At 63.5% G+C, this 19378-nt stretch carries 16 protein-coding genes; 8 read left to right on the forward strand and 8 right to left on the reverse strand.

All coding sequences use genetic code 11. The features are described from left to right. Window positions 1–5 precede the first annotated feature (5 nt). Window positions 6–1370, forward strand: coding sequence for a chromate efflux transporter (chrA, locus tag HU764_RS16200; RefSeq protein ID WP_186678689.1), 1365 nt, complete (start codon window positions 6–8; stop codon window positions 1368–1370). Between the two features lie 35 nt (window positions 1371–1405). Beyond that, entirely contained in the window at window positions 1406–2074 is a 669-nt protein-coding gene (locus HU764_RS16205; RefSeq protein WP_186678691.1) for a class I SAM-dependent methyltransferase, read from the forward strand. A 163-nt stretch (window positions 2075–2237) separates the two neighbouring features. On the opposite strand, the gene quiC is transcribed toward HU764_RS16205, so the two are convergent. Further along, window positions 2238–4145, reverse strand: coding sequence for a 3-dehydroshikimate dehydratase QuiC (gene quiC / locus HU764_RS16210; RefSeq protein WP_027593781.1), 1908 nt, complete (start codon window positions 4143–4145; stop codon window positions 2238–2240). 466 nt (window positions 4146–4611) lie between these two features. Between quiC and HU764_RS16215 the strand changes: the two genes are divergently transcribed. Beyond that, on the forward strand, window positions 4612–5985 hold the full coding sequence (locus tag HU764_RS16215) for an MFS transporter (RefSeq protein WP_027593782.1): 1374 nt from the start codon (window positions 4612–4614) through the stop codon (window positions 5983–5985). A 121-nt stretch (window positions 5986–6106) separates the two neighbouring features. Here the strand turns inward: HU764_RS16215 and HU764_RS16220 are convergent, their stop codons facing one another. From HU764_RS16220 to HU764_RS16240, 5 genes are all read right to left on the reverse strand, one after another. Beyond that, window positions 6107–7519 carry a DOPA decarboxylase gene (locus tag HU764_RS16220; RefSeq protein ID WP_186703328.1) on the reverse strand — a complete coding sequence of 471 codons (1413 nt, stop codon included), beginning with the start codon at window positions 7517–7519 and terminating at the stop codon, window positions 6107–6109. Window positions 7520–7606: 87 nt separating this feature from the next. After that, on the reverse strand, window positions 7607–8551 hold the full coding sequence (locus HU764_RS16225; RefSeq protein WP_186678695.1) for a LysR family transcriptional regulator: 945 nt from the start codon (window positions 8549–8551) through the stop codon (window positions 7607–7609). A 135-nt stretch (window positions 8552–8686) separates the two neighbouring features. Further along, the gene (locus HU764_RS16230) at window positions 8687–9397 is read right to left on the reverse strand and encodes a YebC/PmpR family DNA-binding transcriptional regulator (RefSeq protein ID WP_186678697.1); all 711 of its coding nucleotides are present in this window, start codon (window positions 9395–9397) and stop codon (window positions 8687–8689) included. A gap of 94 nt (window positions 9398–9491) precedes the next feature. Next, window positions 9492–10883, reverse strand: a complete 1392-nt coding sequence (locus tag HU764_RS16235; RefSeq protein WP_186703329.1) for an FAD-dependent oxidoreductase — start codon at window positions 10881–10883, stop codon at window positions 9492–9494. 14 nt (window positions 10884–10897) lie between these two features. Beyond that, window positions 10898–12214, reverse strand: coding sequence for an MFS transporter (locus tag HU764_RS16240; protein WP_186678705.1), 1317 nt, complete (start codon window positions 12212–12214; stop codon window positions 10898–10900). A 244-nt stretch (window positions 12215–12458) separates the two neighbouring features. On the opposite strand from HU764_RS16240, the gene HU764_RS16245 reads away from it, so the two are divergent. Together HU764_RS16245 and HU764_RS16250 are read left to right on the forward strand one after the other, a co-directional pair. After that, window positions 12459–13328: a LysR substrate-binding domain-containing protein gene (locus HU764_RS16245; RefSeq protein ID WP_085273296.1), complete on the forward strand. Its 870-nt coding sequence runs from the start codon at window positions 12459–12461 to the stop codon at window positions 13326–13328. Between the two features lie 159 nt (window positions 13329–13487). Continuing rightward, window positions 13488–13859 carry a DUF2784 domain-containing protein gene (locus tag HU764_RS16250; protein ID WP_186678708.1) on the forward strand — a complete coding sequence of 124 codons (372 nt, stop codon included), beginning with the start codon at window positions 13488–13490 and terminating at the stop codon, window positions 13857–13859. Here the strand turns inward: HU764_RS16250 and tam are convergent. Next, entirely contained in the window at window positions 13849–14625 is a 777-nt protein-coding gene (gene tam / locus HU764_RS16255; RefSeq protein WP_186678710.1) for a trans-aconitate 2-methyltransferase, read from the reverse strand. The genes HU764_RS16250 and tam overlap by 11 nt on opposite strands. Window positions 14626–14732: 107 nt before the next feature. Here tam and HU764_RS16260 point away from each other — a divergent pair, with 107 nt between their 5' ends. Continuing rightward, window positions 14733–14912, forward strand: coding sequence for a hypothetical protein (locus tag HU764_RS16260; RefSeq protein WP_099429838.1), 180 nt, complete (start codon window positions 14733–14735; stop codon window positions 14910–14912). Window positions 14913–14915: 3 nt separating this feature from the next. Here HU764_RS16260 and HU764_RS16265 read toward each other — a convergent pair whose 3' ends face one another. Beyond that, the gene (locus HU764_RS16265) at window positions 14916–16325 is read right to left on the reverse strand and encodes an amino acid permease (RefSeq protein ID WP_186678713.1); all 1410 of its coding nucleotides are present in this window, start codon (window positions 16323–16325) and stop codon (window positions 14916–14918) included. Between the two features lie 327 nt (window positions 16326–16652). Here HU764_RS16265 and HU764_RS16270 point away from each other — a divergent pair, with 327 nt between their 5' ends. Both HU764_RS16270 and HU764_RS16275 read left to right on the forward strand, forming a co-directional pair. Then, window positions 16653–18077 carry an aminotransferase-like domain-containing protein gene (locus tag HU764_RS16270; RefSeq protein ID WP_027593793.1) on the forward strand — a complete coding sequence of 475 codons (1425 nt, stop codon included), beginning with the start codon at window positions 16653–16655 and terminating at the stop codon, window positions 18075–18077. A 383-nt stretch (window positions 18078–18460) separates the two neighbouring features. Then, window positions 18461–19369 carry a LysR family transcriptional regulator gene (locus HU764_RS16275; protein WP_186678716.1) on the forward strand — a complete coding sequence of 303 codons (909 nt, stop codon included), beginning with the start codon at window positions 18461–18463 and terminating at the stop codon, window positions 19367–19369. The last annotated feature ends 9 nt before the right edge of the window (window positions 19370–19378 follow it).

Raw genomic sequence — 19378 nt, forward strand, 5'->3', positions numbered from 1 at the left:
ACACGATGGCTGAGCGCAGTCCTGAGTCTGTCGACACCGCTTCTGCTCCACCCGTCAGTATGTTTGAAGCCTTACTGTTCTGGCTGAAGCTGGGCTTCATCAGCTTCGGCGGCCCAGCAGGGCAAATTTCGATCATGCATCAGGAATTGGTCGAGCGACGCCGCTGGATCAGCGAACGGCGCTTTTTGCATGCGCTCAACTATTGCATGCTGCTGCCCGGCCCCGAGGCCCAGCAATTGGCGACGTACATCGGCTGGCTGATGCATCGGACCTGGGGCGGGGTGATTGCCGGCACATTGTTCGTGCTGCCGTCGCTATTCATCCTGATAGGCCTTTCGTGGGTTTACATCGCCTACGGTGAAGTGCCGGTGGTGGCGGGCATTTTCTATGGCATCAAACCGGCAGTGACCGCCATCGTTGTCCACGCGGCCCACCGTATCGGAGCGCGAGCGCTGAAAAACGGTTGGTTGTGGGCAATCGCAGCGGCCGCCTTCGTGGCTATTTTCGCGCTGAACGTGCCGTTCCCGCTCATCGTTTTGTTGGCTGCATTGCTGGGTTACATCGGCGGGCGCCTTATGCCGAATGCATTCGTGCTCGGCGGGGGCCACAGCGCTGCCACTGCGCACCACGGCGCTGCCTTGATCGACGATGGCACGCCCCCTCCCGAACATGCACGTTTCAACTGGAAACGCCTGCTGGGCCTACTGCTGATAGGTGGCGCCCTGTGGCTACTGCCCATGGGCATGTTGGCTGCGGTGTTTGGCTGGCATGGAACGCTGACGCAGATGGCCTGGTTTTTCACCAAAGCGGCGCTACTGACATTCGGCGGCGCCTACGCCGTATTACCCTACGTCTACCAAGGTGCAATCGGCAGCTACGGCTGGCTCTCACCCACACAGATGATCGATGGCCTGGCATTAGGTGAAACCACGCCTGGGCCGCTGATCATGGTAGTCGCCTTCGTAGGGTTCGTCGGCGGCTACCAGCACCCCATGTGGGGGGCCGAGCATGCATTCATGGCGGGTGCGGCAGCGGCGTGCCTGGTCACCTGGTTCACTTTTTTACCCTCGTTTCTGTTCATTCTCGCAGGCGGCCCACTGGTGGAGTCGACTCATAACGAGATGAAGTTTACAGCGCCACTGACCGCCATCACTGCCGCCGTCGTGGGTGTCATCCTGAACCTAGCCTTGTTCTTCGGCTACCACGTACTCTGGCCTGCAGGATTCAGCGGGCCTTTCGACTGGCCTTCAGCGGTAATTGCAGTGTCCGCGGCAGTCGCGTTGTTCCGCTTCAGGCGCGGAGTGATCAGCGTACTGATTGCCTGCGCAATGGCGGGCCTTGCAACACACCTCTTGGCGGGGGCACAGTGATGTTAGACAGCGAGCCCAGCGATGAGGGACTACCCATGCTCGACGCCGAAACGCACCTGCTCAACAGCTGGCAGCACAACGCCCAAGCCTGGATCGACGCGGTGCGCAGTGGCGCCATCGAGAGCCGTCGGCAGGTGACCGACCAGGCTATCCTGCTGGCCATTCTCAGCCGGCAACCCGAGCGCGTGCTCGACCTTGGGTGTGGTGAAGGCTGGTTGCTGCGGGCGCTGGCCGATCGCGGCATCGAGGCGGTCGGCGTGGATGGCGACAACACCCTGGTGGAGGCGGCCCGTGCGGCAGGCTCCGCCGAGGTACACCTTGCCAGTTACGCACAGCTGGCCGAGGGCGACGTCAGCGTTGGCCGTGACTACGATTTGGTTTGTGCCAATTTTGCGTTGTTGCAGCAGGACGTCATCCCCTTGTTGGCGGCGATGAATGGGCTGCTGGCTCCGGGTGGTGCAGTGGTGATCCAGACGTTGCACCCCTGGAGTGTGGCTGCGGGGGATTATCAGGATGGCTGGCGGGAAGAGTCATTCGCAGGGTTTGCCGGGGACTGGCGGCCGATGCCTTGGTACTTCCGCACTTTGGCCAGTTGGCTGAATGCATTGGACATGGCCGGGCTGCGCCTGGTCAGCCTGCAGGAGCCGCAGCACCCGCAAAGTGCGGTGCCGCAGGCGTTGTTGATGGTGGCCGAAGGGCGGTGAACCCTGTGTGGCATTGCAAGCGAGTTGCCGCCCCTTGTGGGAGCGGGCTCGCCCCGCGAACACCGGCAAAGCCGGTGCCATAAACCGCGTAGCCCCATTCGCGGGACAAGCCCGCTCCCACAGGGTTGTGACAATCACAGAACGCGACTGCCACTTGAGACGCTTACAGCACCGGCTTGCGCGCTGCCCCGCTGCGGGCCTTGGCCATGGCTGCCAGGCGCACTGCGACGTTCGCTGCGCCATACCCGGCATAGCCGCCCTTGCGCTGGATGATCTCGAAGAAGAAGCGCTCCTCAAACGGCTCGGTGTACACGTGGAACAGTTCGCCGCCTTGGGCATCGCGGTCATACAACACGTTGTAATACGCCAGTTCACTGAGGAATTCGTCGTCGAAGTCGAAGCGCGCCGCCAGGTCGTCATAATAGTTGAGCGGGATTTCCAGCAGCGGCACGCCAGCCAACTTGGCACGCGCCACTTCACGGAAGATGTCATCACAATCGAAGGCGATGTGATGCACACCCGAGCCGCGGTAACTGGACAATGCGTGGGCAATGGCGGTGTTGCGGTTCTCGGAAATGTTCAGCGGCAGGCGCAAGGTGCCGCACTGGCTGCGCAACGCACGGCTCTTGACCAGGCCGTACGGGTCGGGCAGCACCACTTCGTCGTCGGCGGCGAAGTCGAACAAGCTCTTGTAGAACAGCACCCAGCTGTCCAGCGACTCGGCCGGCAGTGCCAGGGCCATGTGGTCGATACGGCGCAGGCCACCGCTGGCAGTGGCGGTTTTGTCCAGGCTGAAGTCGGTGTCGTACAGGGTCTGGCCAGCAGTGCCCTGTTCTACCAGGTACAACAGGCTGCCATCGGGCGCGCGCACGGCGGGTACTTCGCACTCGTTGGGGCCGACCAGGCCACGGAACGGCTGGCCACGGAAGGCCGTAGCGCGCTTCAAGGCAGCTTGCTGGTCCTTGACCCGCAACGCCGTGGCGCACAACGACGGGCCATGCGCCTCGAAGAAGTTGTGGCCAAACGAATAAGGTTCGGCATTGAGGACGATGTTGATGTCGCCCTGACGCAACAGTTGCACGTCCTTGCTGCGGTGCTTGCCGGCATCGGCGAAGCCCAGGCGTTTCAGCCAGTTGCTCAAGCGCGCACCCACCGCCTCGTCGACGGCGAATTCGAGGAACTCCACGCCATCATAGGCACTGGCCGCCGGCGGGTTGAACAGTACGCCCGGCTCCACCGCCACGGCCTCTTGCTCCAGGCGCAGGCGGGTCTGCTCTTCGAGGTACAGGAGCGAGCGCAAGCCGTCGGCGGCATTCTGCCGCGGCGGTGCGGCGCGGAAGCCGTCGTTGAAGATTTCCAGGGACAGCGGGCCGCGGTAGCCGGTGGCGAGGATCGGCGCGAGGAAGCCGGCCAGGTCCATTTCGCCCTGCCCCGGGAAGCAGCGGAAATGCCGGCTCCACTCCAGCACGTCCATGGCCAGGATCGGTGCGTCGGCCATCTGCACGAAGAAAATCTTGTCGCCCGGGATGTCACGGATCGCGCTCGGGTCACCCTTGAGCGACAAGGTATGGAAACTGTCGAGGATCACCCCAAGCGACGGATGGTCGGCCTGGCGCACCAGGTTCCAGACCTGCTGGTAGGTATTGACGTGACGCCCCCAGGCCAACGCTTCATAACCGATGCGCAGGCCACGCTTGCCGGCATGCTCGGCCAGCAGGCGCAGGTCGTCCACCAGCAGTTGCTCGTCGCCCAGGGCATCGGCCTGGACGTTGCTGCACACCAGCACCAGGTCGGTGCCCAGCTCTTGCATCAGGTCGAACTTACGCTCGGCGCGGTCGACGTTGCGCTGCAGCCGGTCGCGGCGGCAGCCTTCAAAGTCGCGGAACGGCTGGAACAGGGTGATGGCGATGCCCAGGTCCGCGCACATCTGGCGAACCTGACGCGGGCTGCCGGCATAATAGAGCAAGTCGTTTTCGAAAATCTCGACGCCGTCGAAACCGGCGGCGGCGATGGCTTCGAGCTTTTCCGGCAGAGTGCCGCTCAAGGACACGGTGGCAATCGAACGCTGCATGGCGGGAGTTCCTTGTTGTTAGGGGACGACGGCGCAGGAAAACCACGGTAACGGTGCCTGGCATGATGGATTATTCGCAGGTAAAGTCGCCTCATCAATCTCTTTGTACGGAATGGTTAGTTTTGTGTTCGATTACCGAACAAAACCGGATTTCGCGAATTGCTAGACCGCCACCCCGTGGTCAACATGAAACCAGACGCAGGCACACCGACCGCCGCCTTCTTGCCAGACGGTCGTTCGGCAGAACCTGCGCTACCAAGCCCAACGCCACAACATAATAAGTTCAATAAAACCGGGTACCGACCTATGAACACTGCTCTCGCCTTGCGATCCGCACCTGTCTCCTGGCTGCCTGTCACAGCCTTGGCGCGGAATACGCCCGCACTTCACGTTTGACCCCACTCCCGAGATAACCCCACGCTCGCCTTGCGCCGTGCGGGAACCAACAAGAACAACGGAGACACCGATGGCTCACTCCAGCTCTCAAGCCAAGAAAGCGACCGCCAGTGGATGGATAGGCTCGGCACTCGAGTACTACGACTTTTTCATCTATGCACAGGCTGCGGCCCTGATTTTCCCGCAAATCTTCTTCCCTAACACCGACCCGAAAATGGCGATCATCGCCTCGCTGGCCACTTACGGTGTCGGCTACCTGGCCCGCCCGGTCGGCGCCATCGTGCTCGGCCACTGGGGTGATACCCGCGGGCGCAAGAACGTACTGCTGCTGTGCATGTTCCTGATGGGTGTGTCGACCATGGCTGTCGGCCTGCTGCCGACGTACCACGACATCGGTATCCTCGCCCCCGCCTTGCTGGTGCTGCTGCGCCTGGTCCAGGGCTTCGCGGTAGCCGGCGAGATCTCCGGTGCCAGTTCGATGATCATGGAGCACGCGCCGTTCGGCCGACGAGGCTACTACGCGAGCTTTACCCTGCAGGGCGTACAAGCCGGCCAGGTCTTGGCGGCGGCGGTGTTCCTGCCACTGGCCTACTTCATGCCAAGTGAAGCCTTCAACGATTGGGGCTGGAGGATTCCGTTCCTGATGAGCGCCGTGGTGCTGATCGCCGGTTTCATCATCCGTAAAGAAGTGCACGAAACGCCTGCCTTCGTGAAGGAAGAGAAGCAGGATAAAGTTGCCAAATCGCCAGTCAGCGAGGCCTTCCGCCACAGCTGGAAACACATGGTGCTGGTGATGTTCATGGCCCTGATGAACGTGATCCCGGTCGTCGCGACCATTTTCGGTGCGGCCTACGCGGTGCAGCCGGCCTATGGCATCGGCTTCGACAAGAGCGTGTACCTGTGGATTCCGGTGGTCGGCAACATCGTCGCGGTGTTGGTGATTCCATTCGTCGGCAACCTTTCCGACAAGATCGGCCGTCGCCCGACCATGATCGCCGGGTGCCTGGGTTCGGGCCTGCTGGCCTTCGTCTACCTGTATGCGATCAGCATCCAGAACGTACCGCTGGCCTTCGCTGCCTCGATCGTGATGTGGGGCATGGTCTACCAGGGCTACAACGCGGTGTTCCCAAGCTTCTACCCTGAGCTGTTCCAGACCCGCTACCGTGTTTCGGCCATGGCCATTGCGCAGAACATCGGCACCATGCTGACGGCCATGCTGCCGGCGCTGTTCGCCCTGGTGGCGCCACCGGGCTCGGACAACATTCCACTGGTCGTGGGTGGCATGGCGTTCTTCATCACCTGCATCTGCGCCCTGGCGGCGTACATCGCACCGGAAACCCATCGCCTGTCGATGGAAGACCTCGGCAACCCGCAAGCCAAGCCGATGGAAAAGGCCGCGTACGAAGCCAGCCGTAAAGGCAGCTTGCAGACTGCAAGCCACTGATCGATCGCAGGGGGCTGCTGCGCAGCCCATTCGCGGCGCAAGGCCGCTCCCACAGGTGTGCGCAAATCCCTGTAGGAGCGGCCTTGCGTCGCGAACGGGCCGCAAAGCGGCCCCAGCGTTTTCAGCCCTTGATCACTTCCTGCAGCCGCTGCCACAGACTTTCAACATGCTCCCGCTCGGTCGGCAATGCGCCAATCGACACCCGCACCATCCACCGCCCATCAAGGGTAGCCGGCGTTACATACGCCTCCCCAGAACCATTGAGCCGCTCGGCCCAAGCCTTGGTATGCGCATCCAGCGCCTCCCCTTCCAGCCCCGCCGGCCGATGCTGGATGCACAGCGTCTGCAACTGCACGGGTGCCAATAGCGTCCAACCCGGTGTCGCCTCGACCTGCCCAGCAAGCCACTGAGCGTTATCCAAATCACGGCGCAAGCGCGCCTGCAGCGCTTCGACGCCTTCGCTGCGCAACATGAACCACAGTTTCAAAGCGCGGAACCGCCGGCCCAGTGGAATACCCCAATCACGCAGGTTCTTGACCTCCCCATCCACCGCCGACTGCAGGTAGCTGGGGTTGGTGCTCATCACCCGGATCAGGTGCTGCGGGTCGCGCACGTAATAGATCGAACAATCAAAGGCCACACCCAGCCATTTGTGCGCGTTGACCACCACCGAGTCGGCCAGCTCGATGCCGTCCCACATCCAGCGGCACTCGGGCAGAATCATCGCCGACCCCGCCATGGCCGAGTCAACGTGCAACCACAGGCCATGGGCCTGGGTGATTTCACCAATCGGGCGCAGTGGGTCGAGTGCCGTGGTGGCGGTGGTGCCGGTGGTCGCGACGACCGCACAAGGCTGATTACCTGCCGCCAGGTCCTGCTCTATCGCCGCCCGCAGCGCGTCTGGCTGCAGGGCGAACTGCGCGTCGGTGGGGATCAGGCGAATGTTGTCACGGCCAAAACCGGCCAGCAGTGCGGCCTTGTCCACCGAGCTGTGGGCGTGGGCGCTGACGTAAACGATCAGCGGCTTGGCCTGGGCCTGCAGGCCACCGCGGACCAACGCGTAATCGCTGGCCCGTTCGCGGGCGCAGATCAGCGCCACCAGGGTGCTGGTCGAGGCGGTGTCCTGGATCACCCCGCTCCATTGCCCTGAAAGGCCGAGCAACTGGCGCAGCCAGTCGAGGGTGGTTTCTTCCAGCTCGCTCAAGGCTGGGCTGGACTGCCAGGACAGGCCCAATACACCCAGGCCGGTACTGAGAAAATCGCCCAGCACCGATGACAACGTGCCGTTGGACGGGAAGTAACCGTAGAAATCCGGGTGCTGCCAGTGCGACAGACCTGGCATGACCAGGTTGTTGACGTCGTCGAGAATCGCCTCGAAAGGTTCGCCCTGCTGCGGGGCGCCTGCCGGCAGGGCCGCTTTCAGGTAGCCCGGTTCGACTTGGGCCATGACCGGGCGTTCGCCCACGGTTTGGCGGTAGTCGGCGATCAGGTCGATCAATTGGTGGCCGTACTGGCGGAATTGTTCTGGGGTCACGGGCGGTCTCCATTGGGCACTGGCAATACAGGCCCATCAGTCTAGGTGCCACCCGCCCTGCAAAGAACCCCGCTTCGTGCATACCTCCTATGGCGTTGGCGCATGCCCCCCTTGCACGCCGAACTGGGACTGGCGCCAGAGCTCGAATACCCGGTTGCGCAACCAGCGGTGCTCGGCCGAGGCCTGCAGGCGCTGGTGCCAGACCACCCAGTAACGCTGGCTGTGATCGATGAAGCCCAACGGTCGCCAGGCCAGGTCATGCAAACGGCACAGTTGCCGGGCGATGTGCTCCGGGACCGTGGCCACCGCCTGGCTATTGCCGATCACCTGCACGGTGGCCGAAAAAAACGGCACTTCCAGGCTGACCCGCCGCTGCAGGCCCTGGGCGCGCAGGTGGCGGTCGATGAAGCTGTCCTTGTCGCCACCCCCGGAAATGCGCACATGCTTGTGCGCCAGATACGCTGCCTGGCTGAGCGTTTCATGGGCGGTCAACGGGTGGTCGCGGCGCATCAGGCACACCGCGCGGTCCTCGCCGAGCAGACGACCATGCAGGTTGGGCGGCGACTCGTCGAACAAGGTGGTGGCCAGGTCGATCTCGCCACTGGCCAGCAACGCGTACTGGCCAGCCTGCCAGGTGCGGTATTCGAGGGACACGCCGGGCGCTTCGTGCTCCAGCGCCGCCACCAGCAGCGGCAGCATATGCTCGGCGACGTAGTCCGAGGCCGCCAGGCAGAAACGGCGCTCGCAGCGAGCGGGGTCGAACACAGCCGGTTGGCGCAGGGCGTGCAGCTCTTCTAGGACCTGGCGCAGTGGCTCGACCAGGGCTTCGGCATGCTCGCTGAGCACGTAACCACGGCCTTGGCGCACCAGCAGCGGGTCGTCGAATGCTTCGCGCAGGTGGGCCAGTTGACGGCTCAGGGCAGATTGGCTGACACCCAGGCGCTCGGCGGCGTGGCTGAGGTTCTTGAGCTGCAGGAGGCAGTCGAGGGTGCGTAGATGGGCGAGACTCAGGGAGGCAAAAGTTGAGTTCATGCAGGCTCCCCTTCAAATTCACCGGCCCATTCGCGGGACAAGCCCGCTCCCACAGAGCCCCGCCGTGTTTGAGGTTAGCGGAGGCCTGTGGGAGCGGGCTTGCCCCGCGAATGGGCCGCAAAGCGGCCCCGGCTTTTAGTCGGTCAGGCCGACATAGACGTTCTGCACGTCATCGTTCTCATCGATCGCCTCGAGGAACGCCTCGACCTCGGCCAATGCCTCAGCGCTCAGGCTGGCAGCACTTACCGGGTTCTTCGGGGTGTAGCCGATCTTTGCCGATGTCACGGTAAAGCCATGCTCCGGCAGGGCCTTTTGCACCGCGTCCAGGTCGGTGGTGTCGGTGATGAACAGGGTCGAACCCTCCTCTTCCCCTTCCTCGAAGTCCTGGGCACCGGCTTCGATGGCGGCCATTTCCGGGTCGGCACCTTCGGTCGGGGTGGCTTCGATCAGGCCGACATGGTTGAAGTCCCAGGCTACCGAACCGCTCGCACCCAACTGGCCCTTGCGGAACAGCACGCGGATCTGCGCGACGGTACGGTTGATGTTGTCTGTCAGGCACTCGACGATCAGCGGCACCTGGTGCGGCGCGAAACCTTCGTAGCTGACCGCGTGGTACTGCACGGCATCACCGTCCAGGCCAGCACCTTTACGGATTGCCCGGTCCAGGGTCTCGCGGGTCATCGAGGCCTTTTTGGCCTGCACGATCGCCAGGCGCAGGCGCGGGTTCATGTCGGGATCTGCGCCCGATTTGGCAGCGATCTGGATCTCTTTGGACAGCTTGCCCATGATCTTGCCTTTGGCATTGGCCGCTGTTTCTCTATGTTTGGCTTTCCACTGTGCGCCCATGTCGACTCTCTTGTTTCAACGGCCAGTTCAGGAAGCGACCGGCCAAAAGTGGGTGCAGTTTATACGCCCTCGGGCATGTGATCGACAAGAAATCTCATGCTTTGTCGGCCTTCCCCGCCGCCGCCGCAAAACGTGCCAGGCGTACATCGAGGTGCCGTGGCCGCAGCCCGCGGTCCTCGGCGCGCTCCTTGCGGCGAATGGCATTGCGCACCATCAGCGACCCCAGGTAGCGAATCGGCTCTGGCGGAAACAGCCCCAGCGGCCCCTGGACCAATGGCGAGCGGGTCCAGGGGTTGTCCAGCCCCAGCGCCAGCGACGACAGGATTTGCCCCCCCATGTGGCACGGCCCGACGCCGCTGCCGGAATAGCCAAAGCCATAGAACACGTTGCCCTGCCCGTCTAACCGGCCAAAGAACGGCAAGCCCGTGACAGAGCGGTCCGACGGGCCGTTCCAGCTGGCCGCCAAGGGCACGTCCGCCAACGCCGGAAAAAACTCGCCCAGGCTTTCACGCAGCAGCGGCCGGTAGGGTGAGGGCTGGTCGAATACCGGCAGCATGCGCCCGCCATAGGCGAAGGTATTGCCGCCCTTGCCGAGCATCAGTCGGCCATCGGAGGTGTTGTGGTAGTAATGCACGAAAATGCGCGAATCGAGCACGCTGACGCCGCTGTCCAGGCCGATTTCGCGCAACAGTTCCGGGCACGGCTCGGTGATAATCATGTCGCTGGACACAATCGCTACACTGCGCTCGAACTGGGGGAACGCCCGCGCCATCCAGGCATTGAGGCCCAACACTACACGGTCGGCGTGCACCGTGCCGTGGGCCGTGCGCACCTGTACCGGCGCACCGTGCGCCAGGCCCGTCATGGCCGTGCCTTCGTGAATGCGCACGCCACGCTGCAACGCCACCCGCCGCAGGCCGCGCACCAACTGCCCGGGCTGCACGGTGGCGGCGGCCGGGGAGAACCAGCCTTCCAGGTGTCGCGCCGACCCCGCCAGGCGTTGCACCTGGTCCAGCGGCAGCCGCTGGAACGAATTCACCCCCTGCTGCTCCAGCGCGGCGATCACCGCATCGGTGGCACCGACCTGGGCCGAGTTGGTGGCGGTGTACAGCGTGCCGTCCAGGCGGTAGTCACAGTCGATGCCATTGACCGCGCAAAACGCGCCGATGGCACCGATGCTGCGTTCCGACTCGTGTACCAGGCGCACCGCTTCGGCCGCCCCAAACAGGCGCTCGAGGGTGAAGTACTTGGCCGACCACGACAGCGCACAACCGCCATTGCGACCACTGGCGCCAGCGCCGCAGATGTCGGCCTCGATCAGCACGACATCCAGCGCCGGCACCGCCTCCTTGAGCATCAACGCAGTCCACAGGCCGGTGTAGCCGCCGCCGACAATGCACACATCGCAACGGCTGTCGCCTTGCAGCGGCGGGCACGCCGCTTCCTGCGCCGAATCCAGGGCCTGTTGCAGCCAGAAGGGTCTCATTCGCTCACTTTCCTTTAGGTACGCAGTGGCTTGATTGCCATGCTGGTGTTTGGTGCCACGTCGTTGCGCTGCACCGCGGTGGCCGGGCGGCTGTTCCAGTGCGGCAGCAGCACCAGCGCCGAGAACAGTGCGCAACCGGCGAACACGATGAACACCGTGACGCCGTCGAAATAACCCGGCAGCAGCCCGCCAAGCACGGCGCCCACCGAGCCGCAGCCGTTGACGAAGCCTGCTGCGGTGGCACCTGCCTTGGCGGTGCCGAAGTCGATGGCCGCAGCGCCGCTGATCATCGAGTCAGGGCCATACAAGGTCAGGCCCATGACGAACAGCAGGCCCACCACCAGCATCACGCTGCCGGTGTGCATGGCCGCCATGAACGCGGCTAGCGTCACCGTCAACAGCACCAAGCTGATCACGCACGCCGGCATGCGCCGTGCGCCGAACAGTTTGTCGGAGGCCAGGCCAATCATGATCGGCCCCAGCAGCCCAGCCAGTTCGAAGGCCGTGGGGATGATCGCCGCGCCGACCTTGCCCACCGACGGCATTTGCTCGAAGACGATCACTGGCCCCCACAGCAGAATGGCGTAGCGCGCCGGTTTGAGCAGGAAGTAGGCCAGGCCCAGGGTCAACACCGTGCGGTTACGCAGGATCTCGCGCAACGGCGCCCAGACGCTGCACAGGTTCGCGCCCGGTGCCATGCTCTGTGGCTCGGGCTCTACGGCAGGCAAGCCGACGTCTTCTGGCTTGTTGCGCTGCAGGAAGAAAAACAGCACAGCCACCAGGGCGACCACCACGGCACTGGAGAAAAACGCGGCGTGCCAGGTGCCGACCAGGGTGTAAGCCCACCAGCCGGCAAACGGCGAGGCCACCAGGCCGCCAAAGGCATAGCACGAGCTCCACAACCCCAGTACCCGCCCGCGCTGCGCGGCAGGGAAGAAGCTGCCGATGTTCTTGCACAAACCGGCCCAGCCGGTGGACTGCGCCAGGCCTTGGATCAACATGCAGGTGGCGAAGATCGGGAAGGTGGCGTAGCTACCCATCACCACCGCCGCCGCAGCCGAGATCAGCAAGCCGCCAAGCACCACCACACGTGGGCCGAAGCGGTCGGCAAGCATGCCCCAGGTGAACTGGCCCACGGCATAGGCGGCCAGGTAGATCGCGTCAAGGTTGGCCATGGCCGCCTTGTCGAGCATGAAGCTTGGGTCTTCGGCGATGCCCAGCTTGGCGACCGAGAACGCCTTGCGGGTGAAGTAGAAGGCGGCGTAGGCCAGCCAGGTGATTGCGAAAACCTGCATACGCCAGCGTTTGAACGTGGCTAGGGAATGGTTCATGTGAGTCTGACCTCTTGCTCAAGTGTGCCGGCAGAATGTGAAGAAACGCCTGTCTTGTTCTTGTGTTACGCACAGCGATGGCGGGGGCCCGTCATCGGGTCAGATGGCGCTGTATCAGCACCATGGCCCCGACCGGCGCTTGTGGCTGCGGCGGGGCTGGGAGGTATGGAAACAGCTGGTGACTGATAAATAAAATCGATTTATCGTATTTCACTCATAAGCCCAGCTTGTTACTGGAGTCGTCATGTCGGTGTCCCACGCTCAACTCAAGGCCTTTCACGCGGTGGCGGTGCACGGCAGCTTCACCCGTGCCGCGCAAAAACTGTTTCTGACCCAGCCGGCTGTCTCCGACCAGGTGCGCAAGTTGGAAGAGCGCTTTGGCGTGCTGCTGTTCCACCGCAACAAGCGTTCGGTGCAACTGACTGACCTGGGCGAGCGCCTGCTGGGCATCAGCCAACGCCTGTTCGCCTGCGAAGCCGAAGCCCACGAGTTGCTGCAGGACTCACGCGCCCTGCACACCGGCAGCCTGGTGTTGGCGGTGGACGCGCCGGTGCACGTGCTGCCGCAGATTGCGCGGTTCTGCCAGCGTTACCCGGGCATCCAGGTGAAGATCGAAACCGGCAACACCGATGAATCGTTGGCCCGGCTGTTCAGCTACCAGGCGGACCTGGCACTGCTGGGACGGGACGTCGACGATGAGCGCCTGCACTGCCTGCCGCTGCGCCGCGACCCAATGGTTGCCTTCGTCAGCCACCATCACCCTTGGGCCAGCCGGGGCTCGATCAGCCTGGCGGACCTGGATGACACCCCGCTGGTGCTGAGGGAGCCTGGGTCGGTGACGCGGCAGACGCTGGAAGAAGAAATGCAGCGCGCCGGGCTGCGGATTCGGCCGGCGATCCAGGTGGAAGGCCGGGAGGCGGCGCGCGAAGCGGTGGTGGTGGGGATTGGCGTGGGGGTTGTGTCGGCGGCGGAGTTTGGCGCGGATGCGCGGGTGTGTGCGTTGCCGATTGTCGACTGTCAGCGGCATTTGACCGAGACGCTGGTGTGCCTCAGCGAGCAACGTACGCGGCGGGTGGTGGCGACGTTCTTGCAAATGGTTGAGGAAGGGCTGTAAAGCTGCATCCCCAATGTTTGCTTGGTAGCAGCAGCCTTGTGCTGCGAAGAGGCCGGTGCAGGCAGCATTGATGTATGGTGCCTGTACCGGCCTCTTCGCAGCACAAGGCTGCTCCTACAAGGATCGCGAGGATCACGAAGGTCGCGAGGATCACGCCCCATGCTCTTTCGATTTGCCGCCGACGCGCTGGTGCTGTTGCACCTGGCCTTCATCTTGTGGGTGCTGTTCGGTGGGCTGATGGTACTCAAGTGGCGCCCCGCCCTGCTCGTCCACCTGCCCGCCCTGGCCTGGGGCTTGGCGGTAGAAGGGTTGCACCTGGAATGCCCGCTGACCGACTGGGAAAACCGCATGCGCTTCGCCGCTGGCGACGCGGGCTACCACGGCGGTTTCGTCGAACATTACATCTGGCCGCTGATCTATCCGGCCGGGCTGACGCCGCAGATCCAATGGCTGCTGGGCGCCATCGTCCTACTGGCCAACCTGGCCATCTACGGCTACGTGCTCGGGCGCCGGCGCCGCCCTACCGCGTAGCGATCACGAACAAGCGCGGGAACGGCAACAGCACCTTACCATCGGTGGCCGGTGGGTAGTCGTGTTGCATCGCCTGCAGGTACATCTGCAGGAAGGCGGCTTGCTCTTGTTCGTCCAGCCTGGCCAGGTAAGGCCGCAAAGCCGAGCCCTTGAACCACTCAACCACCGCTTCGGCGCCACCCTCCAACGCATGATGGTACGTAGTACGCCATACATCCACCCGCGCACTCCGCGGGCTGAGCAGGTCGTAATAGAACGCGGCGTTGTGCCTGGGCGGTAGCTGGAAATCGGCGAATTTAGCGGCCCAGGGGCCTTTGCTGGCGATTTCGCGCAGTTGCCGGTGCGCTGGCTCGTCAAGGTTGTCAGGGGTTTGCACCGCCAGGCTGCCGCCCTCGCTCAGCTGGCTGAGCAGGTGCGGATACAGCGAAGCGTGGTCCGGCACCCATTGCAGCGAGGCATTGGCTAGGATCAGGTCTTGCGGCTCTGGCGCCGCCCACTGGGCGATGTCGGCAATGGCGCAGCGCACGCGTGGTACACACAGTCTTTTGCGCTCCCGGGCCTTTTCGACCATGTCCGGGTCGCTGTCCAACGCCGTCACCTGGGCATCGGGGTAGCGCTGCAGCAGCACCTCGGTCGAGTTGCCCGGGCCGCAGCCCAGGTCGGTGGCATGGCGGACCGGTCGCGGTGGCACGGCGGTCAGCAGGTCGCGTACGGCGCGGGTGCGCTCGTTTTCGAACAGGGAATACTGGGTGGCGGACCAGGCCATGTGCGGCTCCTTTGGGCGGGCAATGTGCCCAGCATAAGCCAAGTAGTGGCACTTAGGGTCTATTCGCGGGCCGGAACCGAGCGTCTATCCTTGAAGTCAGTCCTTATATGCGCCTGCCCATGAAAACATTCCTGGCCCTCGCCATACTGGCCCTGATCGCCGCTGCCGCCCTCCTCGGCTCGCCGTGGATGAACCAGCGTTTCCACATGCCGCCGGACAAACACCCGGCCCAACAACGCGAAACGGCCGGGTCCCCAAGGGAGCCGGCCGTTTCGAACCACAACTGAAGCTTAGTGGCGTTTGGCGCTACGGACCTGATGCACCACACCCATGGCTACCACGACTGCGGCAGCAATACCGGTGGAGATCACCAGGATCTGGTAGTCAGGCATGAACGCCATGGTCACCAGGGCAGCCACGATAAACGCGATTACCAGGTAGGTCAGCCACGGGAACAGCCACATCTTCAGGCGCACTTCCTTGCCTTCGGCAATCAGCTTGCGGCGCATGCGCAGTTGCGAGAAGGCGATCACCAGGTACACCAGCAGCGCGATCATGCCGGTGGTGTTCATCAGGGTGTCCAGCACGTCTTTCGGGCGCAGGGTTTCGCTGAAGTTGATCAGCGCACACACCACCGCCACGGCGCACGAGCCCATGATTGCGTACACCGGTACGCCGGTGCCGGCGCGGGTGATCTTGAAGAACGACGGCGCGTCGCCACGCTGGGACAGCGAGAACAGCATGCGCGAAGCAGTGTAGTGACCGGAGATCAGGCAGCTGCTCACCGAGGTCAGGACCACGAAGTTCATCAGCAACTCGGCATACGGCACGCCCAGCAGCTCCAGGGTACGGCGGTAGGCGCCATAGCCCGAGACGCCCAGGTGCGGGTCGTTCCACGGTACCAGGCAGACGATCAGGAAGATCGAGCCAACGTAGAACAAGCACACACGCCACACCACCGAGTTGGTGGCCTTGACGATCTGCGCGGCCGGGTCTTTGGCTTCGGACGCGGCGATGGTGACGATCTCTGCGCCGAGGAAGGCGAACATCACCCCGAGCAACGCACCAATCACCGTGGTGATGCCGTTGGGCATGAAGCCTTCTGCGGTCAGGTGGCTGATGCCACGCACTTCACCGAACTGCCAGACGTTCATCACCGCTGCGGTGCACACCACCAGGAAGCAGACGATGGCGATCACCTTGATCAAGGCAAACCAGAACTCGAACTCGCCGTAATGCTTGACGTTGAAGAAGTTGACGGTGATCAGCAGCAGGGTCGTGGCCAGCACGAACACGTTGACACTGACGTCAGGGAAGAAGCCATGCAGGATCTTGCCCGCCACATAGGCTTCCCACGCCATGAGGATGACCCAGTACCACCAGTACAGCCAGCCGATGGTGAAACCTGCCCAACGGCCAATGGCACGGTCGGCGTAGGTGGAGAACGAGCCGGTGTCAGGCGAGGACGTCGCCATTTCGCCGAGCATGCGCATGATCAGCACCACCAGGATGCCCCCTGCCAAGTAGGCCAGGACAGCGGCCGGGCCGGCGCTGTGAATCACGCTGCCGGAACCGACGAACAAGGCGCCGCCGATAACCCCGGCGATCGACATCATCGTCAGGTGGCGCGACTTGAGGGAGGCACTGAGCTTGCTCTCGTGCCCGCCTTTCGCGGTGGTGGTTGTGGATGTTGCGTCCATCAGTTGTGTACCCCGTGCTTCTTTTTATCCAAGGAAAACTGTGAGACCCCGATGGCTAGCGGCCTCACCTGTACATCAGTGCTAATGCGGGCAGGATGGTGTGAGCAAACACACGCAGGCCATCCATGGCGGCCTGCTGACGCGCCCGAAGGTTTGCCCTTCGAGCGAACTGAACATGCTTTATGTGGCGATATCCGACACCTAATGTAAAAATGTCCGACGCAGAGAGCCATGCACAGTGGCATGAATCTCGCACTGCACTGTACAGGTTGCCAATGCAGTACACCCTGCAGGCACCTGACGCTACGCACCCTGAAAGGCCCTCGAATGTTCGAATTACACCCAGACGCCCCCACTCCGTTGGTCAACCAGATCATCGACGGCTTGCGCGAGCTGATCGACAACCAGACGCTCAAGCCTGGGGCCAAGGTCCCGTCTATCCGCGCCTTTGCCGCGACCTACTCGGTGAGTACCTTCACCGTGGTCGAGGCCTACGACCGCCTGGTCGCCCAGGGCCTGCTGGTCAGCCGCGGCAATGCCGGGTTTTTCATCAACCGCGCGGCCGGCGAGTTGCTGGACAAACACAATGTCGAGGCCGACACCAGTCGACCAACGTTCAACTCCGAGTGGTACCTGCAGCAGATCTTCGAGATCCGCCAGCTGCCCTTCAAGCCCGGCTGCGGCTGGCTGCCCAATGACTGGATGTACGAGGAAGGCCTGCGCCGCGGCCTGCGCCAGGTCGCTGGCAGCCCGCTGGAGCTGTCCGGCTACGGCGACCCCATGGGCCTGGCCGAACTGCGCACGCTGACCGCACAAAACCTGCAGCAGGAGCTGTCGATCGTCGCCAACCCGGCGCAGCTGATGCTCACCCATGGCGCCAGCCAGGCCCTGGACCTGGCCGCGCGCACCCTGGTGCGCCCAGGTGACGTGGTGCTGGTCGACGACCCCGGCTACCCCAACCTGATGAGCATCCTGCGCACCCAGGGCGCGACGTTGGTCGGCGTACCCCGCACCCCTGCCGGTTACGACCTGAACCAGCTGGAGCAGTTGCTGGCGCATCACCGCCCGACCGCGTTCTTCACCCAGCCGCACCTGCACAGCCCGACCTGCTCGCGCACCCCGCTGCCGCAGTTGCATCGGCTGTTGCAACTGGCCAGCCAGCATGGCTTCCGCCTGGTCGAGAACAACCTGTACGCCGACATGGTCGCCGAACCGCAACCGTGCCTGGCCAGCCTCGACCACCTGCAGCAGGTGGTGTACGTCGGCAGCTATTCGAAGAGCATCTCGCCCAACGTACGGGTTGGCTACATGATGGCCAACCCGGAGCTGATGCAGAAACTGGTGCACCTGAAAATGCGCTCAGGCCTCACCACCTCGCAGGTGATGGAACGCGTGGTGTATGCCGCGATCATCGACGGCCGCTGGCGCAAGCATCTCAAGCGCCTGCGCCAGCGCCTGGCCGAGGCGCACCAGGAAGTGGGCCGGCACCTGCACCGGCTGGGCTTCGAGTTGTTCACCGAATCGGATGAAGGCATGTACATCTGGACCCGCCACCCCGCCATCCCCGACAGCGCGGAGCTGCTGGATGATGCGCTGGAGAAAGGCATCATGCTTGGGCCGGGGCAGCTGTTCATGGTCGATGCCAAGCCGACCGGGTGGATGCGCTTCAATGTGGCGTTCAGTACGGACCCGGCGATGTGGGAGTTGTTGGAGAAGGTGCTGGTGAAGCATGTGCGGCGGGGCGGGGTGTAGGGACGGTGGTGTGGCGGGGTGTTCGCCTTGACATCTTCAGCGCCTGCGAAATCGAGCGCCGCCCGCGCGGCGCATCGCGAGCAACGCTCGCTCCTACGTTTGTTTCACGCCAATTATTCCTGGGGCAAACGCGCGCGACCGTCTCGGTGCATGGCGCGATATTGCGTCGGACCCACAAGGCGTTCGCGCGCAAATGCCACAGGCCTCACTGGCCCGAGACAAACGTAGGAGCGAGCGTTGCTCGCGATGCGCCGCGCGGGCGGCGCTCGATCTCATAGGCGCTGAAGCATTCAAGGCAGGCGATTTATCGTCCCAGGGCTATGATTAGTCAATTTTCTATTTATTATTTGCACTATTAGCCCTGCTTATTATCGAGCCTGACCATGTCCGACCGCCTGCTCAACGACCGCCTCGACTGGAACCTGCTGCGCACCTTCCGGGTCATCGGCCAGGAGCTGTCCATCAGCCGCGCGGCCGCACGCCTGCACCTCACCCAACCGGCGGTGAGCCAAGCGCTCAAACGCCTCGAAGATCAGCTCGGCCGGCAACTCATCGCCCGCCGTGGGCCACGCTTTGTGCTGACTGAAATGGGCGAGCAGCTGTTTGTGCTGGCCGGCGAGGTGTATGGGCAAATGTCGCAGATCGGCGGCCTGCTGGAGCAACCGGCGGACGAACTGGTGGGCAAGGTGCGCTTGCTGATGATCAGCCGCATCGAAAGCGAGCAGTTCGACGATTTTCTTGCCCATTTTCACCGCCAGCACCCACGGGTAGAGCTGGAAATCGAGGTGATGCGCAGCTCCGACATTGTCGCCGCCTTGCAGGAGAAGACTGCCACGGCGGGCTTGAGCCTCAATCGACGGCCGCAACCGCGTTTGGAGCAGCGGCTGTTCCTGCGCCAGCGCTATGCGTTTTTCTGCGGTAAGCACCATGCCTTGTTCGGCCAGCTGGAGGGCGACCTGCAGCGTGAGAACTTCGTCAGTTTCACCAGCGACCAGATCGGCGGGATGCTCTCGCCGCTGACCATCTTCCGGGACCAGCAAGGGTTCTCCGGGCGGATCGTGGCGTCCTCGCCCAGCCTTGAAGAGGTACGCCGGCTGGTGATCGCGGGCTTTGGCATCGGCTGCCTGCCGGAACACGTGGTGGCGGCGGATGTGGTGGCGGGGTTGTTATGGAAGCTGCCACCGCAGGAGGGGATTGCGGATGTGGATATTCACCTGCTGTGGAACAGGGAGCAACGGCTGAGCCGGGCGGAAGAGACGTTTATCCAGGCGCTGCAAGCTATGGCCCCGTAAAAGTTTGGA

The organism is Pseudomonas kermanshahensis (assembly GCF_014269205.2).
Lineage (GTDB): Bacteria > Pseudomonadota > Gammaproteobacteria > Pseudomonadales > Pseudomonadaceae > Aquipseudomonas > Aquipseudomonas kermanshahensis.

What these genes read in the sequence shown, in the direction of transcription:
- HU764_RS16270 (WP_027593793.1), top strand. Translation starts at nt 16,653, where the DNA reads ATGTTCGAATTACACCCAGACGCCCCCACTCCGTTGGTCAACCAGATC.
- tam (WP_186678710.1), bottom strand. Translation starts at nt 14,625, where the DNA reads ATGGCCTGGTCCGCCACCCAGTATTCCCTGTTCGAAAACGAGCGCACC.
- quiC (WP_027593781.1), bottom strand. Translation starts at nt 4,145, where the DNA reads ATGCAGCGTTCGATTGCCACCGTGTCCTTGAGCGGCACTCTGCCGGAA.
- HU764_RS16250 (WP_186678708.1), top strand. Translation starts at nt 13,488, where the DNA reads ATGCTCTTTCGATTTGCCGCCGACGCGCTGGTGCTGTTGCACCTGGCC.
- HU764_RS16235 (WP_186703329.1), bottom strand. Translation starts at nt 10,883, where the DNA reads ATGAGACCCTTCTGGCTGCAACAGGCCCTGGATTCGGCGCAGGAAGCG.
- HU764_RS16215 (WP_027593782.1), top strand. Translation starts at nt 4,612, where the DNA reads ATGGCTCACTCCAGCTCTCAAGCCAAGAAAGCGACCGCCAGTGGATGG.
- HU764_RS16205 (WP_186678691.1), top strand. Translation starts at nt 1,406, where the DNA reads ATGCTCGACGCCGAAACGCACCTGCTCAACAGCTGGCAGCACAACGCC.
- HU764_RS16245 (WP_085273296.1), top strand. Translation starts at nt 12,459, where the DNA reads ATGTCGGTGTCCCACGCTCAACTCAAGGCCTTTCACGCGGTGGCGGTG.
- chrA (WP_186678689.1), top strand. Translation starts at nt 6, where the DNA reads ATGGCTGAGCGCAGTCCTGAGTCTGTCGACACCGCTTCTGCTCCACCC.
- HU764_RS16240 (WP_186678705.1), bottom strand. Translation starts at nt 12,214, where the DNA reads ATGAACCATTCCCTAGCCACGTTCAAACGCTGGCGTATGCAGGTTTTC.
- HU764_RS16275 (WP_186678716.1), top strand. Translation starts at nt 18,461, where the DNA reads ATGTCCGACCGCCTGCTCAACGACCGCCTCGACTGGAACCTGCTGCGC.
- HU764_RS16260 (WP_099429838.1), top strand. Translation starts at nt 14,733, where the DNA reads ATGCGCCTGCCCATGAAAACATTCCTGGCCCTCGCCATACTGGCCCTG.
- HU764_RS16225 (WP_186678695.1), bottom strand. Translation starts at nt 8,551, where the DNA reads ATGAACTCAACTTTTGCCTCCCTGAGTCTCGCCCATCTACGCACCCTC.
- HU764_RS16230 (WP_186678697.1), bottom strand. Translation starts at nt 9,397, where the DNA reads ATGGGCGCACAGTGGAAAGCCAAACATAGAGAAACAGCGGCCAATGCC.
- HU764_RS16265 (WP_186678713.1), bottom strand. Translation starts at nt 16,325, where the DNA reads ATGGACGCAACATCCACAACCACCACCGCGAAAGGCGGGCACGAGAGC.